The organism is Christiangramia sediminicola (assembly GCF_031344135.1).
Lineage (GTDB): Bacteria > Bacteroidota > Bacteroidia > Flavobacteriales > Flavobacteriaceae > Christiangramia > Christiangramia sediminicola.
The window spans coordinates 42,515-64,839 of record NZ_JAVJIU010000004.1; the positions used below are offsets into that span (position 1 = coordinate 42,515).

General features: G+C 32.5%; 22 protein-coding genes. 2 read left to right on the top strand and 20 right to left on the bottom strand.

Translation table 11 applies throughout. The features are described from left to right. Window positions 1–172 precede the first annotated feature (172 nt). The 9 genes from RE431_RS10715 to RE431_RS10755 form a co-directional block, all read right to left on the bottom strand. On the bottom strand, window positions 173–925 hold the full coding sequence (locus tag RE431_RS10715; RefSeq protein WP_309561979.1) for a peptidase associated/transthyretin-like domain-containing protein: 753 nt from the start codon (window positions 923–925) through the stop codon (window positions 173–175). A gap of 83 nt (window positions 926–1,008) precedes the next feature. Then, window positions 1,009–1,914: a thiopeptide-type bacteriocin biosynthesis protein gene (locus RE431_RS10720; protein ID WP_309561980.1), complete on the bottom strand. Its 906-nt coding sequence runs from the start codon at window positions 1,912–1,914 to the stop codon at window positions 1,009–1,011. A 2-nt stretch (window positions 1,915–1,916) separates the two neighbouring features. After that, complete coding sequence (locus RE431_RS10725; protein ID WP_309561981.1) at window positions 1,917–4,154, bottom strand: lantibiotic dehydratase family protein; 2,238 nt, start codon at window positions 4,152–4,154, stop codon at window positions 1,917–1,919. A 16-nt stretch (window positions 4,155–4,170) separates the two neighbouring features. Then, window positions 4,171–5,394 carry a lanthionine synthetase C family protein gene (locus RE431_RS10730; protein ID WP_309561982.1) on the bottom strand — a complete coding sequence of 408 codons (1,224 nt, stop codon included), beginning with the start codon at window positions 5,392–5,394 and terminating at the stop codon, window positions 4,171–4,173. A gap of 254 nt (window positions 5,395–5,648) precedes the next feature. Further along, entirely contained in the window at window positions 5,649–5,843 is a 195-nt protein-coding gene (locus tag RE431_RS10735; RefSeq protein WP_309561983.1) for a class I lanthipeptide, read from the bottom strand. Between the two features lie 952 nt (window positions 5,844–6,795). Continuing rightward, on the bottom strand, window positions 6,796–7,782 hold the full coding sequence (locus RE431_RS10740; protein ID WP_309561984.1) for a S41 family peptidase: 987 nt from the start codon (window positions 7,780–7,782) through the stop codon (window positions 6,796–6,798). A gap of 249 nt (window positions 7,783–8,031) precedes the next feature. Beyond that, on the bottom strand, window positions 8,032–8,856 hold the full coding sequence (locus RE431_RS10745; protein ID WP_309561985.1) for an alpha/beta hydrolase: 825 nt from the start codon (window positions 8,854–8,856) through the stop codon (window positions 8,032–8,034). Window positions 8,857–9,044: 188 nt separating this feature from the next. Further along, window positions 9,045–9,965: a TPR end-of-group domain-containing protein gene (locus RE431_RS10750; protein WP_309561986.1), complete on the bottom strand. Its 921-nt coding sequence runs from the start codon at window positions 9,963–9,965 to the stop codon at window positions 9,045–9,047. 62 nt (window positions 9,966–10,027) lie between these two features. After that, window positions 10,028–10,858 carry a helix-turn-helix domain-containing protein gene (locus RE431_RS10755; RefSeq protein WP_309561987.1) on the bottom strand — a complete coding sequence of 277 codons (831 nt, stop codon included), beginning with the start codon at window positions 10,856–10,858 and terminating at the stop codon, window positions 10,028–10,030. 513 nt (window positions 10,859–11,371) lie between these two features. Between RE431_RS10755 and RE431_RS10760 the strand changes: the two genes are divergently transcribed. Continuing rightward, a complete protein-coding gene (locus RE431_RS10760) occupies window positions 11,372–11,992 on the top strand; it encodes a transposase (protein WP_309561988.1) in 621 nt (206 codons plus the stop codon). A 61-nt stretch (window positions 11,993–12,053) separates the two neighbouring features. Here RE431_RS10760 and RE431_RS10765 read toward each other — a convergent pair whose 3' ends face one another. From RE431_RS10765 to RE431_RS10800, 8 genes are all read right to left on the bottom strand, one after another. After that, complete coding sequence (locus tag RE431_RS10765; RefSeq protein WP_309561989.1) at window positions 12,054–12,785, bottom strand: hypothetical protein; 732 nt, start codon at window positions 12,783–12,785, stop codon at window positions 12,054–12,056. 161 nt (window positions 12,786–12,946) lie between these two features. Continuing rightward, window positions 12,947–13,633, bottom strand: a complete 687-nt coding sequence (locus RE431_RS10770; RefSeq protein ID WP_309561990.1) for a hypothetical protein — start codon at window positions 13,631–13,633, stop codon at window positions 12,947–12,949. Between the two features lie 67 nt (window positions 13,634–13,700). Then, window positions 13,701–14,429 carry an IS21-like element helper ATPase IstB gene (istB, locus tag RE431_RS10775; RefSeq protein WP_309561991.1) on the bottom strand — a complete coding sequence of 243 codons (729 nt, stop codon included), beginning with the start codon at window positions 14,427–14,429 and terminating at the stop codon, window positions 13,701–13,703. 24 nt (window positions 14,430–14,453) lie between these two features. Next, entirely contained in the window at window positions 14,454–15,977 is a 1,524-nt protein-coding gene (gene istA / locus RE431_RS10780) for an IS21 family transposase (RefSeq protein ID WP_309561992.1), read from the bottom strand. A gap of 404 nt (window positions 15,978–16,381) precedes the next feature. Next, window positions 16,382–16,882, bottom strand: coding sequence for a hypothetical protein (locus RE431_RS10785; protein ID WP_309561993.1), 501 nt, complete (start codon window positions 16,880–16,882; stop codon window positions 16,382–16,384). Next, on the bottom strand, window positions 16,879–18,111 hold the full coding sequence (locus RE431_RS10790; protein ID WP_309561994.1) for an AAA family ATPase: 1,233 nt from the start codon (window positions 18,109–18,111) through the stop codon (window positions 16,879–16,881). The genes RE431_RS10785 and RE431_RS10790 overlap by 4 nt, the downstream gene beginning before the upstream one ends. Before the next feature lie 200 nt (window positions 18,112–18,311). Further along, entirely contained in the window at window positions 18,312–18,863 is a 552-nt protein-coding gene (locus RE431_RS10795; RefSeq protein WP_309561995.1) for a topoisomerase DNA-binding C4 zinc finger domain-containing protein, read from the bottom strand. 164 nt (window positions 18,864–19,027) lie between these two features. Continuing rightward, a complete protein-coding gene (locus tag RE431_RS10800; protein WP_309561996.1) occupies window positions 19,028–19,702 on the bottom strand; it encodes a hypothetical protein in 675 nt (224 codons plus the stop codon). A 182-nt stretch (window positions 19,703–19,884) separates the two neighbouring features. On the opposite strand from RE431_RS10800, the gene RE431_RS10805 reads away from it, so the two are divergent. Continuing rightward, the gene (locus RE431_RS10805) at window positions 19,885–20,547 is read left to right on the top strand and encodes a hypothetical protein (protein WP_309561997.1); all 663 of its coding nucleotides are present in this window, start codon (window positions 19,885–19,887) and stop codon (window positions 20,545–20,547) included. A gap of 157 nt (window positions 20,548–20,704) precedes the next feature. On the opposite strand, the gene RE431_RS10810 is transcribed toward RE431_RS10805, so the two are convergent. The 3 genes from RE431_RS10810 to RE431_RS10820 form a co-directional block, all read right to left on the bottom strand. Then, complete coding sequence (locus tag RE431_RS10810; protein ID WP_309561998.1) at window positions 20,705–21,208, bottom strand: hypothetical protein; 504 nt, start codon at window positions 21,206–21,208, stop codon at window positions 20,705–20,707. Next, window positions 21,187–21,468 (bottom strand): hypothetical protein, encoded by a 282-nt coding sequence (locus tag RE431_RS10815; RefSeq protein ID WP_309561999.1) that lies wholly within the window; start codon window positions 21,466–21,468, stop codon window positions 21,187–21,189. The genes RE431_RS10810 and RE431_RS10815 overlap by 22 nt, the downstream gene beginning before the upstream one ends. Window positions 21,469–21,594: 126 nt before the next feature. Then, window positions 21,595–22,278 (bottom strand): TIGR02391 family protein, encoded by a 684-nt coding sequence (locus RE431_RS10820; protein ID WP_309562000.1) that lies wholly within the window; start codon window positions 22,276–22,278, stop codon window positions 21,595–21,597. Between the last annotated feature and the right edge of the window lie 47 nt (window positions 22,279–22,325).

Here is a 22,325-nt window from a genome sequence, read left to right on the forward strand (position 1 = left end):
TTATATGTATTGATTAGTGTGATGTACATAATAAATTAATTTCATATTATTTCAACTGATTGTTGTTTTTAAATGTATTAGATAATCAAAAATTTTAGGTGTTTTTATTATTAATCAATATCCTTGTTACCTTAGGACACTCAATTTTTCCCTTATTTGTCATAACTTCTTCTTACATTTTTTGTTTCTGGCTCAGAAACTGTGGTGCCATTTTTTGATAATATTCAATTAACTCCAGTCGTCTTCCTTCGAAGATAAGATCTCTGAATTGGGAGTAACGAGCACAGAAATAGACAAAACTGAAAATTTCGTCTTCTGGAATTTGTAAATCTTTTGTAAAAAAATTGGATGAAACTATAGCGATTTCTTTCTCAAGCATTATAGATGTTTTTTCCTTCTTACGAGCTTTTTCAAGTTTCTTAATCCTGCCGCTAAGTGAGTTCCATAGAGTAACCAAAAGACCATCTCTTGCAGATTTTAGCCTTCTTTCAATAGGGGTAAGAGACTCTCTATAAGATAAAGGAAAACCAACATTAGCTTGATTAAAAGGTTTTTTCTTCGACAAATCTTGTTGTAAACTACCTGTTAGATTATAGTTGTTGATTATTACCTCCTCCAATTGGTTAATGTTTTCTGACATTTCAACTTCCAAAAACCCTGCATCCAAAATTCTCTTAGAGATTTTGACTTTCACAATATTATGTTGGATAGATGAAAAAGCTAGGGTGTCATTCTTTTTAACTTCAATCTCAAATTCTCCTGAGAAAGAACTTATAGTACCGGTTTCCTGAGAGAGATTTAGAATATGAATAAAAGAATCCTTAAGAGAATCACCCCTAATCTCTCCCCTTAAAATCGTATTTTCTTGAGAAAATAAAGGATGAGATATAGAAAAAATAATTATTAGTATAAATGGTATCCTCATTTTTTAAAATTGTTGCCAGTCTTCTTCTACCGAAATGGAGGCTTTAAAAGGAATGGATGTTCAGAATGAGTACATTTTGAATTTCAGAGGGTTTTGGCATTAAATTTCTCTCGCGCTATAATGGACTTATAATAACGATATAAAAAATCATAACAAACCATCTCATACTTTCGATTTTGAGAAGTGAACAGTCGGTTCATTAACATGTGTATATAACTTCCTAGAAGGAAATTTAGCTGAATTTCTAATTCATTTTCTTTCTTATATTCCAAAACTCTCTCTGTTATGTTCTGAATATTTTTTGTTTTTTCTTCCAGGAGTTTTAATATCGGAGCATATTCCCCATTACTCACTGTTTCAACCATAAAATTTTCTATTTTTATCCTTTTCTCGCGATACTTTTTGTCTAATTGTTTTTTGAGTGGTCGAGCCATTCCAAATTCCCGGCCAAATCCTACTTTCAGGCTTTCTAATAAATTAAGTTTAGCATTTGAAGAATAACCAAAATTTTCCAAAAAGGAATCTACAGCTCGTAAAGAGAATAACCACCTTACGTCTTCTTCTACTTCTTCATATCCTTTTGTCAAGTTTAAAAAATTAACGACCATTTGACTGTGGTAAAAGAATAAATCTTCTGATAATTCCATGGTTTTGTAGCCGTAGCGTTCTAACTCTCTGTTGTAAGTATCTGTTTGGACCTTCCAAATTAAATCATGTATAAGATATTGTTCAATGTAAAGCTGTAGTCGGTTAATAATTATGCTTATATTATGAGGGTCTTCATAATGAAACCTCAAACGAATATGGTGTTTTGGATCGGAATATCGAATAAAAAACCACTTGTCAATAATTTTTTCCTTTAGAAGGGCTTCAGTAAGTGGTTTGATTATTTCTGCTAATATAGAATCAGAAGTTTTTGCACCAGAATAAATTTTATAATAAACCCAGTTGTCCCCAATAATAAAATTCCTTTTAATTAGCTTATTCATCTTTAATTTATTTCATTTTTGTAAAACGACAATATAATTTGATTTGTAAAAGATTTCTTGCCATTATTATTTTTTAAAACACCTGAATTGGTATGTAAGAATTCAGTCAATTTAAATTGGGACCTATTTTTAACAGTATCTAGCAACATTTTAAATGATGTCAAATTTTCAAAATTGATTAGTAATTCATTATCTCCATCGGATAACATTGCGAATTTTGGGATCCTCTTGTTTTTTCTAAAAATTTTCATTTGAGTAATTAGTTCTTCATTATTTCCTTTTAGCTTTTGTAATGGTTCTATATCTGATTTGTTAATGTTCCAAATTGCTTCTGAGATAATTAAATTACTATATTCAATACGTGGTATAAATTCGTACTGATGAGTAAAAGGCCCTAAATTGATTCCAATACTTTGTCTTTTTCCCTGTGTCTGCATGTCACACAAAAACTGATAAATGGGCAGGGCATTTGATGAAAAATTATGAGCATTAGTAAGTTTGGGAATAACTTCTTTGTTATGTTTTTTAGATTTCAAACGTATTCTATTATTATCTTTCATAGAAATATACAAATCTTCAATTGGCAACTGCTTATCTATATTTAATAAAGACTTTGCTAAATATGGAATTTCAAATGCTCTAAATTTAGGGCGCATTAAAATGTTACCAACCCTTGATTCCGGTAGATGCACAATTTCTGCCAGAAGTTGATCTTTTTGGGTACTTGATTCAAAATCAATGATTTTTTGAGTATATTTATAAAGATTTTCATCACCGTGGCAAAAACGTCCAAATAAATTAGCTGCACTTGATCCACCAATGCCAACACACTTTATTTTTTGATTACCATCATCATTTATTTCTAAAACTTCAATCATTGCATTCATCGTTTCAGGTAGATCATTCCAATCTGCTTCAAAATCTTCAAAGTCCTCATCTGTTATTTTAATAATATAATCTTTGTTGGCAATTGCATTAAACAATTTTTTCTGAATTATAGAATCTACAGATGACCACTTTATCTCTTTAATGGAACTTTCTTTTTTGAAAGGCACTGTTATATCATCTATTAATGGATTTATTTCTGTAGAACTGCGGTTTTGTTTATATCCTACCCCCATCTCTATATCCAATGCTTTGGAAATTGATACTTCTCTTTTTTCAAACCGTTCAGAAAATGCTTCTTTAAATTGATTAAAAAAGGTGTCTTTGGGAGGGAGGCTTATTTTATTGAAAAGTACCATCCCTTTTTTTACATTTTCAACAACAGTACTGTCTAATTGATTTTCAATTGTATTCAAGATCAGGTCGGTCTGAAACAGGTATTTTATATCAAATTCAGTATGCAACCCCTCTAATTTTTCGCATATAGTTTTATAGCTCACTATGGGATTTCCCATATTTAAATCTAATTTTTTCAACTCATGGTCTACCTCTTTTAATTTTTCAAAAATGACTTCCACTTTATTTAATTTTGACAATACTTGAAGAATCTGTTCTAAAAATTCCGGACCAGAAACCGAAGGTTCTAGTTCGCTAATTAACAATTGATTATCTATTAATTCATCTATAAATGTTTTAGCCTCTTGAATAGTTATTTCGTCCTCTACTAATAATTCTGCAAGATTTTTAAAACTTAATCCTGTTCTAGCAGCTTGTAAAATTTTTGTAATATATGGTGTTCTCTCAACTGCAACTATGCGATGAAATCTTTTACTATTTATGTATTCATATTCAACATAGCGCAGTTTATTTCCCACGTTGTAGATACTATTATTAGGAAAAAAATGTAATTGTTTTTTTATATTTGGATTCTGTGCCAAGTCCTGTGATAATGCTATGAGGAAATTCATATCCAAACGTGTATGTCGAGAGTGATTTTCTGAATTTTCAAGCTCCAGTTTAGTTTTATTTCCGAATTCCCCAACAGAACATCCTGCAAACAAACCGAATGGAGTACACCTAGAAGACATACGGGATAGATACTTCAAAAAAGAATATTTCAATTTTTCTTCTTTTTTTTCATCTTTTATTTCATGGTTTATCCATTTTAAAAGTTCCTCATAAAGTGGTGGAGAAGCAAGAAAAATGGCTTCTTTAATCATAGCCTCATCAAATAAACTCTTAAGATAGTTACTTGAATCCGATTGTAAAGAGGTTAGTTTTTGAAAAAAGTCAAAAGAATAAAGAGGAGCTCTTAAAACAAAGTTTGAGAAGGATTCGTATGGAATATTTTTCATTTATCTAATTTTTTTGTTAACCAATTAGTAAACATTCATCCCATGAATTGTCTCCTGACAGATGGCTAATCATGCTTAAACCAATGCCGGCTATTCCTTCTAAGACAGACAATTCTGCTTGATATGGTTTTTCAGGTCCCCTCCACTGTTTATAACCAGCGAAACCATCTTTATGAAAAGCTTTTTTCAATCCATCATTTACCCAGAATCCAGCAGTATCTCTATAAATCTTTTTTCCAGTCTCTTGGTACATCCGATTAAATATTTGTGCATTGCCAAAGGATCCATGACATAATCCAGCATCTCTAACCAAGCTATCTCCCGGTGAATTTCGGTTAGTAGAGTATTTAAAGATATTATTTGCTGTACTAGCTAAAGAAGAGTCACCAAGGCTAATGGACGCTTGCCAAATAGCGAGTCCCACACCCAAATCGCCATTACACCATGCCACTCTGCTTTTTCTGCTAATTTTCTGCCCTTCTTTTACCCAACCGGGAAATAAAGAAGAGGATGCATTTTGTTCCTCTTTAAAATGACTTAAAATGTATTCTACACCTCCCATTAGCATACTATGTACTTTAGTTTTGAAATCTTCAAAAACATACAGCCTGGCAAGGAAATTTACAATACTAGGTATCCCATGGGCTAAACCAAAGCTATATACTTTCTCACCAGTTTTCTTGTTAAGAATGGATAACCATTTAATTTTATCTCCTTCTTTCTTAGATGATTTTTCTAATAAATCAATCAATTCTAACAGGTAAATTTTATATCGCTCTTTTAATTTTTCCGATCGAGTATTTTTAAAGCGTTTTAAAAAATAAAAACCATATCCCAAAGCTCCGTGTAAAAAATCGTAGTGGCCTGCTTTCATAGTTGACGTCATTTCAGTAAACAGGTAATTATCCAAACCTTCCAATAGTTCATCATTATCAACTTCCATAAAACCTTCCTGTTGCAGATGATTGACTACCCAACCAAAACCTGCTAATCCGTTGCAATATGTTGGAAAAATATTTCCCTTATTGATTCTATCGATTCCTTTCACTAATATTTCTAAACCCATATCTCCATAATTATTACTGTTTGAATATTTGGAATAATAAAAATGAAATAATGCCATACCAGAGATTCCTGTAAACACACCAATTTTTGGTATTTCAGAATAATTTTCATTAATAAGTTGATTAATTTCTTCAAGCTTATTATGTATTATATTTTGAGATTCTGTAATGATCACTGCTTAGTGTTTTTAAGTGTTATATTTATAATTTTTATAAAATCAAATTTGTAAAAAGGGATGTTTACAAAGCAGTTAAGAATTATCCTCTGCTTTCAGAAATTTAATTCTTTGCTTATTAAATTCAATAATCAGCTTTGTAAATCCAAAATTATGAGGGAAATGAAAGTTCAAGGTTAAAAATTAAACAGAAAGGGAAACCTTTTTGGGTTTCCCTTAGTATTTAATGTTAAGAATACATCAAACTTATGATGTTAATTACAAAGGCCTGCATTACTTTGCACGCAATGAGAACCACAAGTTTTATCAAAAGTAATATTGCAAGCCGATCCGTTAACCATTGTAACAGCTGCTTCTTTTCCTCCCTTTATATTTTGCATTTCCTCAGGCTGCAATTTGCCAATTGTTTCTTTGTTTAATTTCAATTTACTTTTTAAATGTTTTTTCATTTTTATAAAATTTAATTATTAAGAAATCTCTATAAGTTTTACATCATTTGAGTTTCGTGGATGCTCTTGCAAAAGTTCTTATAATCCTTTTAAGTTTCTATTTGCGTTGCTTATTTGGCTTTTAGATTATTTATATTCTGAATATGCGATCCACAAAATTCTCTATTCTTCGATCTATTCTGTAAAATTAAAATTCACTATACATTTTGAGTGGAAATAAAACCACGCTTTTTCCGCGGTAAGACCACGTTTAACTTTTATTATTTATTAGAGATTTATAGGCTCTGGAAAATTTGAAGAGCAAGATTTCTCTTTGGAAGTGACATATAAAACTATCTTGAAAATAATTTGGAAAGGGGGTAAAGCGATGTGTTATAGAAAAAAACATTAGCCATTTACCAATTTAAATGTTGAGGAATTGGTTTGCGCCCTAAAGTATAATGGAGTTCATAACCAGAAAGCCATTAGAATTATGAAGGTATCAGATAAGCTTCAATAAATGTTGATTATACACCAAGGGAATTAATAATCCCAAATGAGGAAAGCTCGTGGAAAAGTACCATCCGATCATTAATCTATTCTTTTACCACTTATATTTTTAAATGAATAAAGGTCTAGGGAGGAACTGGAATTAAGTTTTAGAATTTTATCTTTATTCGAAAACTTTGAAAAATCATACTCATTGTGAAATTGATATATAGTTTCTAACTGTAGGATTTTTACAAAATTTTTATTGCAATATTTTAAGGGTTGAATAGCAATTAATTTAAAGTTGCTCATTTAAAGGCTTCTAAGTTGTCATTAATACTTGAAGCCAACGATCCCGGTTATAGCTAGTTGGCGGAGTAAGGGAGGCGGATTTGTCGGCTTAGTATTGATTTGTTGGTCAAGTTAATTATTTTCTTACTAACGGTGCCGACTATTGGCGATTAACCGTCTTGTGTGGCGTATTTTATTCGGCCTCTAATTTTTCAAGAGCCATTTTATAAGCTGTCTCCAAGGCTTTTTCTGAGTTAATCTTGATGTTTGGTTCGACTCCTTTTCCTTCCCAATTCGTCTCTGTATTTGGATTAATAGCTCTTCCCGTTGGAATCCATACTATAAAATTGTCTTTTGCTACAAATTCTTCTCCGAAATTTGCAGCTCCAGCTGTTGTTTCTCCGACTAATGTAGCTCTTTTTAAATTTTTCAAGTCGTATGCGAATTCTTCACCCGCAGAAATAGTTTTATTGCTAGTTAGAACATAAACAGGGATATTTGGCATTTTCTTGCCTTGTACATATGGTAAAGTCCACGATTGAGTAGTCTTATTTTCTTTTCTGTGGTAAAAGTCAGTTAGATGTACAGGTTCATTAGAATACAAATAGCTTATAAGAAGTTGTATCATAGTATCGTCTCCTCCATAATTTACTCTTAAATCAAAAATTAGTGCGTCACAATTCGAAACAAATTGCATAGCCGAGGTTGCGGTTTTACCTCCATATTTGGTCGGTGAAAAACCTGTTATTTTAACATAACCAACATTTCCTTTCATAATCTTTAGTTCCTCAAATCCATAATTGAATTTTCTAACTCGTTCGTTTATTCGCTTAAAGTTTTCAGCTGAGTTTTTTTCCTCTTTCGGTTTATTTAATTGCAAAGCAAGTTCTTCGTCATAAGAGACTCCAATATGCTTGTCTTTACTTACTTTAAACAGATGACTTTTTAAAGAATCAGCAAAGATTTTTTTGTTAGTAATTTCATTATATTCTCCACGCTCTAATCTTTTCAATAAATTACTTGCCATTAAATGTGCAACATCAGGAAAAACATATTTGTCGTTTAGTTGATAAGCGATAGAGTCGATGAGTTCTTTTTTGTAAGATTTATCAAAATCTTTGTTTTGAGAAAAAGAAATATTGCTTAAAAGAATAAATATTATTAAAAATAAATTTTTCATATCATCAAAAATATTTTGTTCTACAAGTGTAGAAAAAAATATTTATTTCTACAAATGTAGAGGTAGTATGTTTCCAGTTCCTCCTCGTTAAGTTTCGATTTATCTCTAATATGACACACAACGGTCCCGATTATCGCCAGTTGACAGAATATGGGACGCGAATTTGTCGGCTTAGTATTAATTTGTTGGTGAATTGTTCTCTTGCTTCCGGTATCGCTTGCTTATTGGCGATGAACCGTTGTAGCACGTTTATTTCCCGATGAATTCAATTCCGTCTATTATTGATTTTAAGCCGGATGTTGAATGATTTTCAGTATCGTAAATTTCCATTCCTACTTTTTGATTTTCCGATTTATGTTTATCTAAATATTCTTTTAACCATTCCACATTTTCACGATAACCATTGGCATCGTTCAATCCTGCTGTTATAAACATAGAATTGAAGTTTAACCTGCCATTTTTTTCTATTGTTTTGAAAATAAAATGTTGGTCATACATTGTGCTTGGACTTGCTGAAATATAATTTTCAAATATCTCTGGTCTTAAAACAGCGAATGACAAAGCACCTAAACCTCCGAGAGAATGTCCGAATATTGTCTTTTGATTAAAATTAATATTGTACTTGTTTTTAACTGAAGGAATCAATTCATTACCTACAAAATCAGCAAATTCATTGAATTTTCCAGTTTTTGAATATAAATATTCAAATCCTTTTTCAATTTTGGTGGTGTCTTTTGTTGGTGTATAATAAGTCCATCTACTTTCTTTTGTACTTGGTAGTGATATAATTACGGTTGGATAAATTTTATCACTGAATTCGTAAAGTGAAGCAACATTTTCTGCAATTCCAGAATAATCATCGCCATCCAATAAGACTAATAAACTTAAGCTGTCTTTTTTTGTTTCAAAATCTTCTGGAAATATAATTTTATAAGGAATATTTTCTTTGAGGCTTTTGGAGTGAAATGTTTCTAATTCAGATATTTTTTTATTATCGTTTTGAATCTCGGTTTTTATGGAACTATTACACGATATTATTAGGATTAATAGTAAAAGAAATATTATTTTATTCATTGATTTCGTTTTTTTTAATGCTACAACGGTTACGGTTCGTAGGTTGCGGGAGTAGGGACGCAAATTTGTCGGCTTAGTATTGATTGGTTGGTGAAGTTAATTGTTCTCTTGCTTCCGGTACCGCTTATTGGCGATTAGGAACTGTTGTTATACACTGGGGTGATACGTAATTTTATTGATTAGTTCTCTTACTTATTTTCTGGTTCGTAGACAAATCCATTATTATCAGCATATTCTTCAATACTCTCCAGTCCAACATTTTTTCTACGTTCATTGACTGATTCCGCATTTTCAATAGGCCATATTACATTTTTCTCCCTCTTACTACTCCACATAGACTGTGTTCCATAAATTTGTTTTTCGTTTTTTCGCATTAAAATTCTATCTTGGAGAAAGGCTAAATAACGAGCTTTTGAGTCTCCCTTTTCTACGGATTTTTTAAGTAGAGGAAGATATTCTTCTTGTATTGACAATGGTGCGTGTTGAATTACTAACCATAAAGTTTGATTTGCCAATTCTCCTACCTCGTTTATTCCCAACCATCCATTATTATTTATAATATCAACTATTTCTGTTAGAACTATACTATCATTCCGGGGCATTAATTCATTTCTAAACCAACTATACTCTTTCGAATTTCGGCTGAATCTTTTTTCTGCGTCAGGTAATAATAATCTAATTGTTTGGTCTTGCATTCGCAGCTCTTCTAATCGATCTTTCATTTTTATATTTAATGAAGACAAGTATTCAGTTTTTAGACTTGAAATATTCTTAATAAATAATGTCCACCGTTTTGAATCTTTTAAAGATATAAGATCCCTATCATTTTTCATCCATTCTATGTCATTCCAACCACTTTTTATTGCCTTTTCTAAATATTCAAAGGCTTTATCCTTATTTCCTGCTAAAGCATTTGTGCACGCTGCATTGTAATAATCTGATGAATATCCTTTATGAATGGTAAAAGCGTTATCCCATTTTTGGCTTGATTTATCATATTTTTTTTGATTATATAAAAATGTAGCATCAGTGATATGTCCATCATAGCTCTGGCAAAAGCTATTTAATGAGTATAGAATAATAATTAGAGTAAGAGGAAAGTATTTCATAGTCGTTAATTTCCATCAAAAATACTCTGCTAAAATGAAGTATAATTGTACAATTGGGACATCTAGTAAATTTTCCAAAATATGGAATTATCTAAATCAGATAATTCTTTAGTTAATTTCTTAGGTGTAACGGATGTGATTTGCTTTACTGTTTTGATGAAGTTTGACTGATCATAAAATTGAGCAATACTAGCTTCAGTAAGATTTGAACTTTGGTTTTTTAAGTAGTTATCCAAAGACCTTCTAAATCTTAAAATTTTGAAAAATACAGTTGGAGTACAGTTCAACTCTTTTAGAAATAGTCTGTAAATTTTTTTTCTATTCAAGTTATATTTTTGGGCTATGTCTTGGAGAGAGTAGATGTCTTCGGAGTAAATTATCCAATCTATCATTTCCTGAAATTCTTCATTTGGATTTTGAGTTTTCTTTTCGATTAAAAAGGAGTCTAATAAAGTAACCCGAGAGTCGATATTTTTCATTCTCCAAATTTTTTTAGACAGTTCCTGAAAGCTTGAATCCCACTCACAAAAATTAGAAATGGTTTGAAAATGAAAATCCTTTATATTTCTTTGAATAAAATGGTTAAGACCATATGGTTGGAAGATAATACCTATTTTTCTAAATTCTCCTTGTATTTCAACTTGATGTGGCTCTGTTTTTACTGTTGAATAATGAGCTGAAAAAACACCATTCTTAGGTCTAACTATAGTTTTGTTGTTATCTGTTTTGCCTATTGAATCTTGATAAATAGTTACCGCGTGTTTAATATTTGGGTAATAGGTAAACTTTGATTTATTTTTAGGATCAGTGTTCATATGAAAATAATAAGAATCCACATATTTTTGAAGTTTAAAATGTGGTTTTACAGAAATAAAATTCTCCAATTTTCTCATTATTACTTATCATAATTTTCATAAGCCCTTCTGTATAAAGGTCTCCTTTACTTCGCTTATTAATAAATATACCTTTGAGATGAAGAAGGAGGAGAACTAAAACGGTCTCGAGATTACTGATCCAATAGCCGTAAGAGTCCTCCATTCTTCATACGGGCAGCAAGAACCATTTGGAATACCAGGTCTTATTCTGGACCCGTTAAAGGAGTAAGTTAATGTGCCCTTCAAATAATAATTTTTTAAAAATATGAAAAATCACCAAGAAGTAATCGGAATTGATGTTTCAAAAAATAAGTTAGATGCCTATGCTCATAATTGTTGTTCCCATCGGGAGTTTAGTAACGATGTAAAGGGCTATAAAGCCCTATTGAAATGGGCTAACTGTAAGGAACAAAAAGTATTTTTCTGTTTTGAAAATATAGGTCATTATTCCTTGAAGTTAGCATTGTATTTATCCTCAAAGAAATAGGTGTATGTGCGGGAAAACCCGTAGTAATCAAACGTTCATCCGGAGTGATCAGGGAGAAGAATGATGTGGTAGATGCGATGATGATCGCCAGGTATGGGTGGCTTCACCGGGAGGAACTATCTCCGAGTGAGTTGAAGGATGATGAACTACTGAAAGTAGGCAGATTGCTAGCTTTACGTGATCAGCTGGTTCGTAGTCGTACGGGATTGAAGAATACCCTTTCAGAGCTGAAGAAGTTGCTCAGCAGCAGTTCTACGGATACCTGCTGCAAGACGCTTGTAAGCTCTATTACCCACCTGACTTCTCAAATAAATAAAATAGAAAAGCAACTAAATTCATTTATAAAGACTTCTGAGGCCTTATCGCAAAATTATAAGTTGATTACTTCTTTAAAAGGTGTGGGTTTAGTAGTAGGAGCCCAGTTGCTTTATCATACCAATAATTTTGAACGCTTTGATAGCTGGCGCCAATTCTCCAGTTATTGTGGGACGGCTCCCTTTGGTCATAGTTCGGGAAGTAGTATTCACAAAAAGCGAAAATGCCACCCCATGGGAGACCGGAAAATGAAAAGCCTGCTCAGTACGGCTAGTGGATCAGCCATGCAGCATGATGGGGAATTTCGAGAATATTATCAACGAAAGTTAGTAAAGGGAAAACAAAAATGATCGCATTGGCGGAATAAGGGTCGCGGATTTGTCGGCTTAACTATTTTGTTTGTTATAGAAATTAATTTAGGTCTTTTCTATGGAACCCGCCATTAGGGTTTTTAGGTGCAGTTTCTAACTCTAAATTTTTTAAAATGAAATGATGAATTTCCTCAGGAATTAAACCTTGTCTTTTTAGTGATTCATAGTATCTTTTCATTGTTTCCTTTTGTTCCTCAAATAATTGTTTTTTGTACTTTTCAGTCTTCGTTTTCTTTAGTGCCTGTAAAAAAGTTTTACTGGCAGTAGATTTCTTGGTTAAATCACTAATGATCTCATCTAGAAAATCTTCGAAAATTTTTTCAAAAGCATAAAACTGAGCTCTTTTTATTCCAATTCTTTCCTTTTCTGAAATCTTGTTCTCTGTTTCTTTTTCATTTATTCGGTCAACTATTCTAAATCTATCTACAAAATCAAAAAGGTTGTGAGAATTAATTAATATTTCAGGGTTTATATCAGATTCTTTGTCAACAGACATCTTGAATTCATTAATATCATTATTAAAGGTATCTAGATGTTTTAATATTGGTTGGAATTCTTCATCTGGAAGATTGAACGGAGGTTCTTCTGAGTATAACTGTTTATGCTTTAGATAGCTGAAGTTTAATTTTACTAAGGCTGTTAGTAGCCTGTTGTATGAAGTTTTCTTTTTCTTTTGATCAAGATATATTGTCCTTCCTTTTTCAAATAAATATGTGAGAACTGTTCCTACCGTAATAATGTATGTCCAGTTTTGCTCTATAAATTCAATCATTATTCTTTTCTCAATTTTGTGAAATTGCACACAACGCTCTTACAGCAAGTGGCATGGAATAGGGACGAGTTCTTGTCGGCTTGGTTGTTTGTTGCTTGGTGCCTAAAGAGCACTTTTCACCGCACTGCCCGCTATCTGCACGTGACCGATGTTGTAAAACGTTATTCTTCCACCAAGCTTAATATTCCCTCGACCAAATATTCCCATATTAAACCGCTTTTGAATTTTTCTCGTCCATTAATAGTTGGAAGTTCTAATTCAATGCTTTTTTTTCCACCCCAATATGATTTCCAAATCATATCTTGTGTAGTTATATCTATAGATGAAACGTTATTGGCGTATCGTTCTAGAGAAATAATTTCCATATTAACTTTCGCTACCTTATTATATTTATGTGATATTAATTTGAATTTTTTAACTGTGTTAATATTCCAACCATACCTATTGCTGACTAACTTACAAGTTTCAAAATCGCTAAAAGCGTAACAACTGGACAATCTTGAAGGCAAAGTTGGGAAATCATACATTCTTGAAAGTTCACAGTTATATTCTGTTCTGTATTCGGAAGTAATGCTATTATTAAAGAAAGATGTTAGTCCAAGATTAAAATTTGGATTTTGAACAAACGGAAGATAATTTATAGTTCCATTCAAATATTCTGTTGGGAAATCCTCAACTTTTGTATAATTTGGTGTAAATGCTGAAATCGAACCTTTTAAATATTTATTTGCGAAGTCTTTATCCGAATCTGTAATTGCTTGGAAAAATGCTGTAGAACATATGCATTTTGTTTTTTCAATGTTTTTGTTGCTTACTATATTATGGATGAGCCGGTCAAAGTGAACCACGTGCGCCGGATGAAAGTGAGCATAGCAAACTAAGTGCTCAAAATCGATTCTATTGTGGTTAAATTTACTATTTATTTTTAAGTTTTTTCCTCATTGATTCCCCTTTGATATCTATTCTGTGAGCCGTATGAACTAGGCGATCCAATATGGCATCTGCAATAGTCTGTTCTCCAATAATCTCGTGCCAGGCCTCTACCGGTAACTGGGAGGCTATTATGGTAGATTTTTTTCCGTGCCTATCTTCAATAATCTCCATCAGGGAGTGCCTGTTAATATTATCCAGGCCTTTAAGCCCAAAGTCGTCAAGTATGAGGAGATCCTGTTTTTCGATCTTGTTTACTTGCTTTAAATAAGAGCCATCGGCCTTGGATGTTTTAAGCATGGTGAAAAGCTTAGAAGTATTGAAGTACATCGTTTTGAAGCCTAATGAGCAAGCCTGATGACCTATGGCGGATGCCATATAACTTTTCCCGGCCCCGGTACTTCCTGTGATTAATATATTATCCTTTTGCGTTACAAAGTCGCAGCTTGCAAAACGTTGTATCTGGTTTTTATCAATATTTCGGTCGTGGTTATAATCGATATTTTCCATAACGGCGCTATACCTGAACCTGGCTGTTTTAGTTAGGCGTTCTACCTTTCGGTCCTGGCGATCATCCCATTCTGACTGGATAAGGTAAGCTACCAGCTCATCATTAGTGTAATCTACGCTCCGCGGGCTTAAGCTGGAGTTGAAGGCTCTGATCATTCCGTGGAGCCTTAATTGTTTCATCTGTTCTAAGGTTTGCGTATTCATATACTTGGTTTTAATGGTTTCGTTCTATTTGTAATAATGGCCTCCCCGGATGTTCTTGTGATCAGGCAGGATTATTTCATCTTCAAGGTTTTCCTCAAGATTATCCCAGCCTTTTTTAAGGATGCGATCAATAATATTGTAATTGTATGCACCGTAATCAGAAGCTCTCTTACAGGCATTATCCAGGCGCAGGTTTCCTACTTTTTTTGCCAGGTGTAGTATGCCCAAACAGGATTTATAGGATTGTTCGGGATGTTGTTTTTTGTCCAGTATTTCAGTGATATACCTTTTGCAGTGTACTCCAATATGAGCTGCCCAGGCGATGAATTTTTCAGAGCTCCATTCACTTACAAACCTATGGTGTGATGGCATATGTTCCTTAACTGTAGTATAGGCGTACTTCCTTTTCTCTCTTGGATGTGCGGCCAGGCGTTCAAATTTATAGAATATCTCCACCAGGCTATCGGAGTAGATGATTTTGATACGTTTCCCTATATGCTGGTAGGGTACGCTATAGTAATGCTTGTCTTTACTAAAATAGATGTGGCTGTTCTTGTGCACGGTCCCATTGGCGTAGGCTTTTATCTCATACCGTTTTAAGGGCAGGGGTTTTAATTCCTGTTTTTCTACTTCTTCGAATAAAGAACGCCGGGAGTACTCTCTTCCCCGGAACGACATTTCATTATGTGTTTTTAGAAGTTCGAGTATTGCCTTATTAATTTCGGGTACGCTATGGAAGGTCTGGTGGCGTAGCGGTGCAAATACCCTGGTATATATTATCCGTACAGCGTTCTCTACAATAGCCTTATCCCTGGGTTTATATGTTCTTGTGGGCAATACTGCGGTTTCATAATATTCCGCAAAATCAGAGAAGGTCTCGTTGACCTTGGGTTCATAACGACTCCCCTTGGTTACGGCGGATTTCAGGTTATCGGGTACCAGGGCATTGGGCACCCCACCATAAAACCAAAGTGCATTCTCAACGCTACGTATAAAATCTTCTTTCTTCTGGCTTGGCGAGGCTTCCACATACGTGTATTGGCTACTGCCCAGAACGCACACAAAAACTTCCAGATCTTGCAGTTCTCCTGTGTGACGATCTACAATGCTAAGTTTCTTACCGGTGTAATCGATGAACAGCTTATCGCCAGCCTTATGGGTAAGGTGCATCACCGGTGATACCTCCTTAGTCCATTGATGGTACCAGTATTTAAACTGGGATAACTTAAAGCCATCAGGATGTCTCGCATAATACTCCTGCCAGAGCAGTTGCCTGGTTACCCCCGTCTTACGCAATTCCTTATCAAAATAGGGAAAGTACTCCTCCAGGGTCAACAATTGAGCGCTCTTTGGCTTTTGATCTGACTTAAAAAGTTTGTGTAACTCTTCAAGGGTCATTGCAGAGACCTCGTAGCTTGTAAACTGGTAACGCTGAAAAAAGGCGATGTATTTAGTGATGGTATTACGTGATAACCCCAAGCTCGAACTTATCTGGCGTTTACTGACGCCCTGGCTGTACAACTTAAAAATCTGTTTTACTTTTCGCATATCTATCTGTTTATTGGCCATGGTCTTTTTTACAAAAAAAGACATTTGGCTCCTTACAAATAGAATCGATTTTTTAGTGGTTCACTTTACTCCGGCTAAAGTGGTTCAGTTTGACCCGGCCAAGGTGGTTCACTTTAATCCGGCCAGGGTGGTATACTATGACCGTTTTTTGCATATTATTCTGATTAAGAAATATATAAAAGAATTCCGGTATGTTTTCAGAACTATTTAATAATTTCATTCGGTTCGTTTTAATTTGTTACTACCGGTCCCGGTTATGGTCAGTTGGGGGAGTAAGAGACTCAGATTTGTAAGCTTAGTATTGGTCTGTTGGTCAAGATTTTTATTTTCTATCTAACGGTTGGCCCTTTTCGAATGAACTATTATTGTAGCTATTGCCATATCTACTTTATTACTATCTCCGCTTGTGCATCAATTCTGAAACCACCAGTCTCTTCAAAAAATCGCTTGCTTAATTCATTGTCAATAGTAGTGAAATAAGGATGTTTCCTATTGCAAGCAAAGGCTTTCTTATATTTAAAATTAATTTCCTGATTTTTATTTATTAAAGTGATAGTATTTTTAAGTTGCTGTATTGCATCTTGTAACCAGCCACCAGGTCTCTGAACTTTTAACTCAACTAAATAAATACTATTCTCAAAGGTGAGCATGCCATCGCATGTACTCTCTTTATCTTTACTATCAGGTTTTAATAATTCTAAGCAATTATCTATAGGTGTAAAGGTAATCTCTTTACAATTATTATTTTTTACTGTTGCTACCCAATCATCAGGATTAGAATTATCACTATACGCTTTTTCACCATTTTCTTTGTCGCAAAGACCAAAGATTTCATTTCTCTTTGAATTCTCTTTGCAATCATTATTAAAAAAATCTAAACTCATATTTCTTGTTCGATTTCTAACAATGAGTCAAAAAGTCTATTCCCGTTAGCTAAAGAATGATTTAAATAATTATTGTCGGAAGGTATTCCTTGATAGTCTCCTAACTTTGTGATTGTACCATTTGTTTCATCTAATTGGTAAATAGATAAATCATTTGAAGCAATTGTTGATTTTAATGGAACTATTTCGTTAAGTTTTTGAAGTAAAGAATCGTTATTGGTCTTTAGTTTTAAAATGTGAGCCTCAACGGCAATACTCATATAATTAATAATATACGGACTATGTGTTGTCATAATCAATTGGTTACTCCTACTCATATTATTAAACTCTATAAGTTTTTTCAAAAGTTCCCATTGAGAAGTAGGAAATAAGTTTTGTTCCGGTTCCTCTACAATATTTATAAAGGAGGTTTTATTGAATTTGGAAGATAAAACTGATAAAGCAACTCTTTTTTGTTCCTCCGTCAAATTATCATTAGAATATATTTGTTTTACTCCATCCTTAAAACGTTTTGTCTCATCTATACTCATAGATTCTTCATTGTCGCTTTGATCTTTGACAGATTCGGCCAAATACTTTGAAACTAAATAAACTGGTACTAATGATTGAAAACCACTAGAGGCATCAGTTAGACGCACTTTATAATCATTCCCTCGAATATTTAAAATCTCATTTAATTTATCATATTCTAATTCAACATTATTAATTGGAATAGATATAGACCCTTTGATTGATCTTTTCGCATTATCAAATTCAGTTAAGAATTCTTTTAGAGAATCAGATGATAATTTAAGTTCGTTTGGACTTTTGACATAGGCAATAAAATTTCTTTCTGCTGGTACATAAAGTATCTGTGGTAAAGAATAGTTTTGATTCTCTATTTCCTTTATACGAAGTTCTCCATTCTCATAGACAATATAGAAAGCATTACCTTGATACTCAATAACTGAATTATCTAAAGCACCCTCTTCAAAATACGTATCTAATCGATGATATTTGAGGAAAGTGTTTTTTAATCTATTTTTTCTTTCAAACCAATTTCTATTATAGTCCCCTCTTACTAATGCTTTCTCCATCCAACTGAATGTAGAAATAAGTTTTGCAACGGTACTCTTTCCGCTCCCTTGATTTCCAATGAATATCGTGACTTTAGTGATATCTATCCAGCCTTCGTGTTGAAGTAAGCCTTTTTTAATGGGCCCAAAATTTCTTATTCTAATCTTACTCATCTATTCTAGATCACTTTAATAACGAAATTACAAATATAAATTGGTTGTTTCCATAGGAATTTGGCTACAATAGTTTCGGTTCTCAAGTTGCGAGAGTAAGGTGGCAAACTTGTCCGCATAACCAATTTCTTTCTTAACTTCTAAAATTGCACTTTTTATATAATATCTATTATTGGAATTCAACCTCATGTTAGCAATATTTAAATTTGGGAAAATATTGTATGGAACTCATTTCTCAATTCAATATCCGTTTCCTTGACGGTTATTCTAGAATGAAAGAATTTATTCATTGATTTTTCATGAAATAGTTCGGTAAATATTTCGTGTGGGTCATCAACTACGTAATTTTTCCCTTGTAATCGACCGCAATGCTGACATGTATTTGCTGTATAGGTAGAATTAATAATTTTACTATAGCAGTCTTTTACTGTTGAAATGTTATTTTTCAAATAACTATCAATCCAAGGTACATCACCCACTCCTAGCCCATAAGCAGCACTATAAGATTCATCCAGCTTTTCTAATTGATAAAATAAAAAGTAACTATAAACATCTGTTTTCTTCTTACACCCATAGCAGACTTTCTGCCATTTAAATACTTGGATTCCCTCTTCAATAAAGAACTGAAAGACTAAATCGTGTAATTTTATGGTTGCAGTGCAATTTGGGTAATTAGAGCATCCACCAAATTCACCGTATTTACCGGTTCTCAAAGTATAATGACCACTACAAGATTTACATTGGATTTTCATGACTCTTTTTATTCAGTTACAGCTAAAGGTTTTGATTATCAAAAAATGAAGGAATAGAAATGTTTACTTAGGACCTATACAATTTTCTTTGCTGGTTCTATAATTAATATTTTATCACATTTTCGGTTATTTGCGATTAACCGATATTAGCTAACATATAATTTTCAGTATATCTTCTCTATAAATGACTTGTAATTTTTAAAAATCTCGTTTATAAAATTGCTATCATTTAATATAATTTCAAAAACTTTAAATCCATTTTTATTTTCTCCTTTAAAACGAAGTTCAAACTTTCCCTTTTTAAAATCGTTTATTTTATTGAAGTGTGTATTGTCATCTCTAATAATTGAATTATGATGAACTATAAAATTTCGAATTAATCTTATTCTATCAAGATAAACTAAATCATTATTGATCGATTTCAGTAAGTCGGGATCAACTTTTTTTAAATACAGTTTAAATTTGTCAAATGTTGAATTACCTTTTAAATCTGATATTTTAAATTGACTATTTCCTTGAATTAGATTTGCAAATTGGAATAATTCTTCTTCAAGTAAAGAGTAAAAATGTATTATAATTGACTGTCTATGTTTGTATAATATATCCTGATTTAGCTTTTTATTTTCAAAAGCCAAATCATCGACTACGGAAGCAAAATTTTCAATATATTCTTCATCTGTTGAATTTTCAATTTCAGGATTCATTTTAAGAAAATCATCATATTGACTTTGGATTTCACTGACACCTTCTTTAATATTTTTTTCGACAAAGATATTATAGTCAATAATTGATTGTATTTTGAAATCAATAAGTTGTTTGAAGAGAATTTTATTTAACATTCGAATTATTTAAAAAAGTGACAGCTATAGGAGTGACGACGCAGATTTGTAGGCTTAGTATTGGTGTGTTGGTCAATTTAATTATTTTCTTTCTAACGGTGCCGCTTACTAGCGATGAACATTGTTATGTGAATTTGAGTTATTTCCCAATTTTTTATTTTTGACCTTTTAATTAATAATTGATGACTAAGTTACAAGAAATCCAAATCGATAAATTAGGAGATAAGTTAAAAGTTAATTATGAATATGAAACTGTACCTATTCAGATGGAAAGCTATTCACGTAAGATGCAATGCTATTCAAATGTGAGGGCAAAAATTGAGAAAGATGGAGGTGCTATTCATTATGGATGGTCGGTTCATTTTACTGAGGGAATAATAATTGAAGCAGAACGTCATGCTGTGTGGGAAAATGAAGAGGAGGATTTATTATGTGTAACACCCCATCCAAGTGGTCAAAGTGAATTAATATTCTTTTCTGACAACACACCCGTCGATCCCCAAATACAAATTGATAATGTGAGAATGAATATTACGGGAAATAAAATTGTTAATGATTGGATATATCTATCTAATAGCGTAGGTCATATTTATTTTAAATATACAGATAGAATTAATGATGATCGTGTAAATATGGAAAAACCTGTTTTAAATGTTATCAATCAAATTGAAAAATATCGTGATTTGGTAATGGGATTAATAAAACAAAATAAAGGTGATAGGGTTAATTGTTATTGCCCAAAGGGACATCATGAAAAAAGAAAATATTTAAATTGTCATAGTAAGTTCTTCAAAAACGAAATTCCAAGGTTATTGACGGAAATTGAAAGTTATTCCAAGCGCTAAATCTAAAAACATCCGCTGTTAGCTTGTAAATAATGGTTCCGGGTCGTATGTTGTGAGACAGTGTCGATACGAACTTTTCTACTGAATTGCTTCTTTGTGAGAATCTAATTATTTCGTTAGAAATTACTTTCGCTATTCCGATAATGTCCTTAAAAGCTTAGTTCTTAAGGTTTTTAAAAAAATCACGGATGCGCTTTTGGTTTAAAAAAATTTTATTTCTCTCCCAATAATTATATGCCTCCTGAATGGATCCGATAGGAGTTCCAGCATCGAAATGAGGTTCTCCTGGAATTCTATATGGAGCGGGTTTAATATGTTTTTCTTTTGCTAATTCTTCGGGAATAAATTTATTGCACTTTATAGCTTGATTCAATAGCATTTTAGTTTTTTTTCCCTCACTTTTTATAAGATCATAAATTACTCTGCCATATAGGAATTCTACGCTATAATCATCTTTGTGCCTATCCAGAAGAGTCTTGAATTTTGTATAATCTTTTAATTCAAGGTAACACTCCAATAATAAATATCTTATACCCTGATTATCATTCGTATTGTATAAGAGGTTTTCTTCAAACAATTCGATTGCTCTTGGTAAGTTTTTTTTATGCTGATACTCTAGACCTAAATTTTGACATGCTCTTAAAAATGGTCTATTGTCCAAATTAATCCAGCGTATTTCATCCTCTTTTTTTTAAATTCTTTTGGAAATGCATTTTTTCCCAGTAAATACGAGGTCAGGGCATATTGAAAGCTTTTTTTAGTTTTTCCTTGATTCCTATAGGAGATGCTAATATGATTATAGGCATCCAAATGACTTTCGGGAAACTCCATTATTATTTTATCTAATCTCTTCTGACATTCTTTTTCATCATAGCCTAAAAAGTCAATTGCTTCCCAATATTCATTAAAAACGCCATCCATTTTCTCTGGAAAAAGGAATTGCCATTCATCAAAGTATTTAACTAATCACAAATTCATCAGATGATATTATATTCAAAAGTTAACAGAAGTTGCGGGAATAGATACCAGATTTCGACATTGTCCTTTTTACGCACTGTAATAAACTGACTTATCCAGTTGGTGAAATAAAAATGAAATCATACTAAGGAAATCTAAGCATTCTTGTTTGTTTATCGGCCAATCCAATGCCGGTTCGTGTGCTGTCGGGTTTCTTACAGCTCGCATGAGTCCGCTCGTCAAGAATTTAACTCCATCTTGAACGCTTTTCTCTGTATCGGTCCTGCCAGTATTCAATTTCAAAACTCCATTCAAACTGAAAACATTCATCATCAAATCCTGTCCGTCTTTTTCTGATTTCGATTTGGCCTTCACTGAATTATTAAATGCTTTAGCAGATTCGAAAACCGAATGAAAATAGTTTTGCTGTAAAAATAATTTTTGTGAATGCTTTTTAATTTCTGGATGATAATTTCTCGAATTAAAATTGTTCAAACTGTCTCTATTTACAGCATTATAATCACAGCCATTATTTATCAAGAATTCAGAAATCCCACCTTTATCAGCTTCTGGAGATAATTCCATACAAAATTTAACCAATCGTTTTGTCCGGTCTTCATTAGTTAAACTGGTTTTGCCCAAAGACATAATCCAATTATAAATTTCTTTTGCTCTTATCGAGGTAATGGAATCATTCTCAAATTTTTCTTTGTTAATTTTTAATATGGATTGGCCAACTCGGTTTATTTCATTTACGGATGTATCATATTTCAATCGGTCTCCAATTTGAGTGGCAATAAATCTTATTTCCATATTATTTC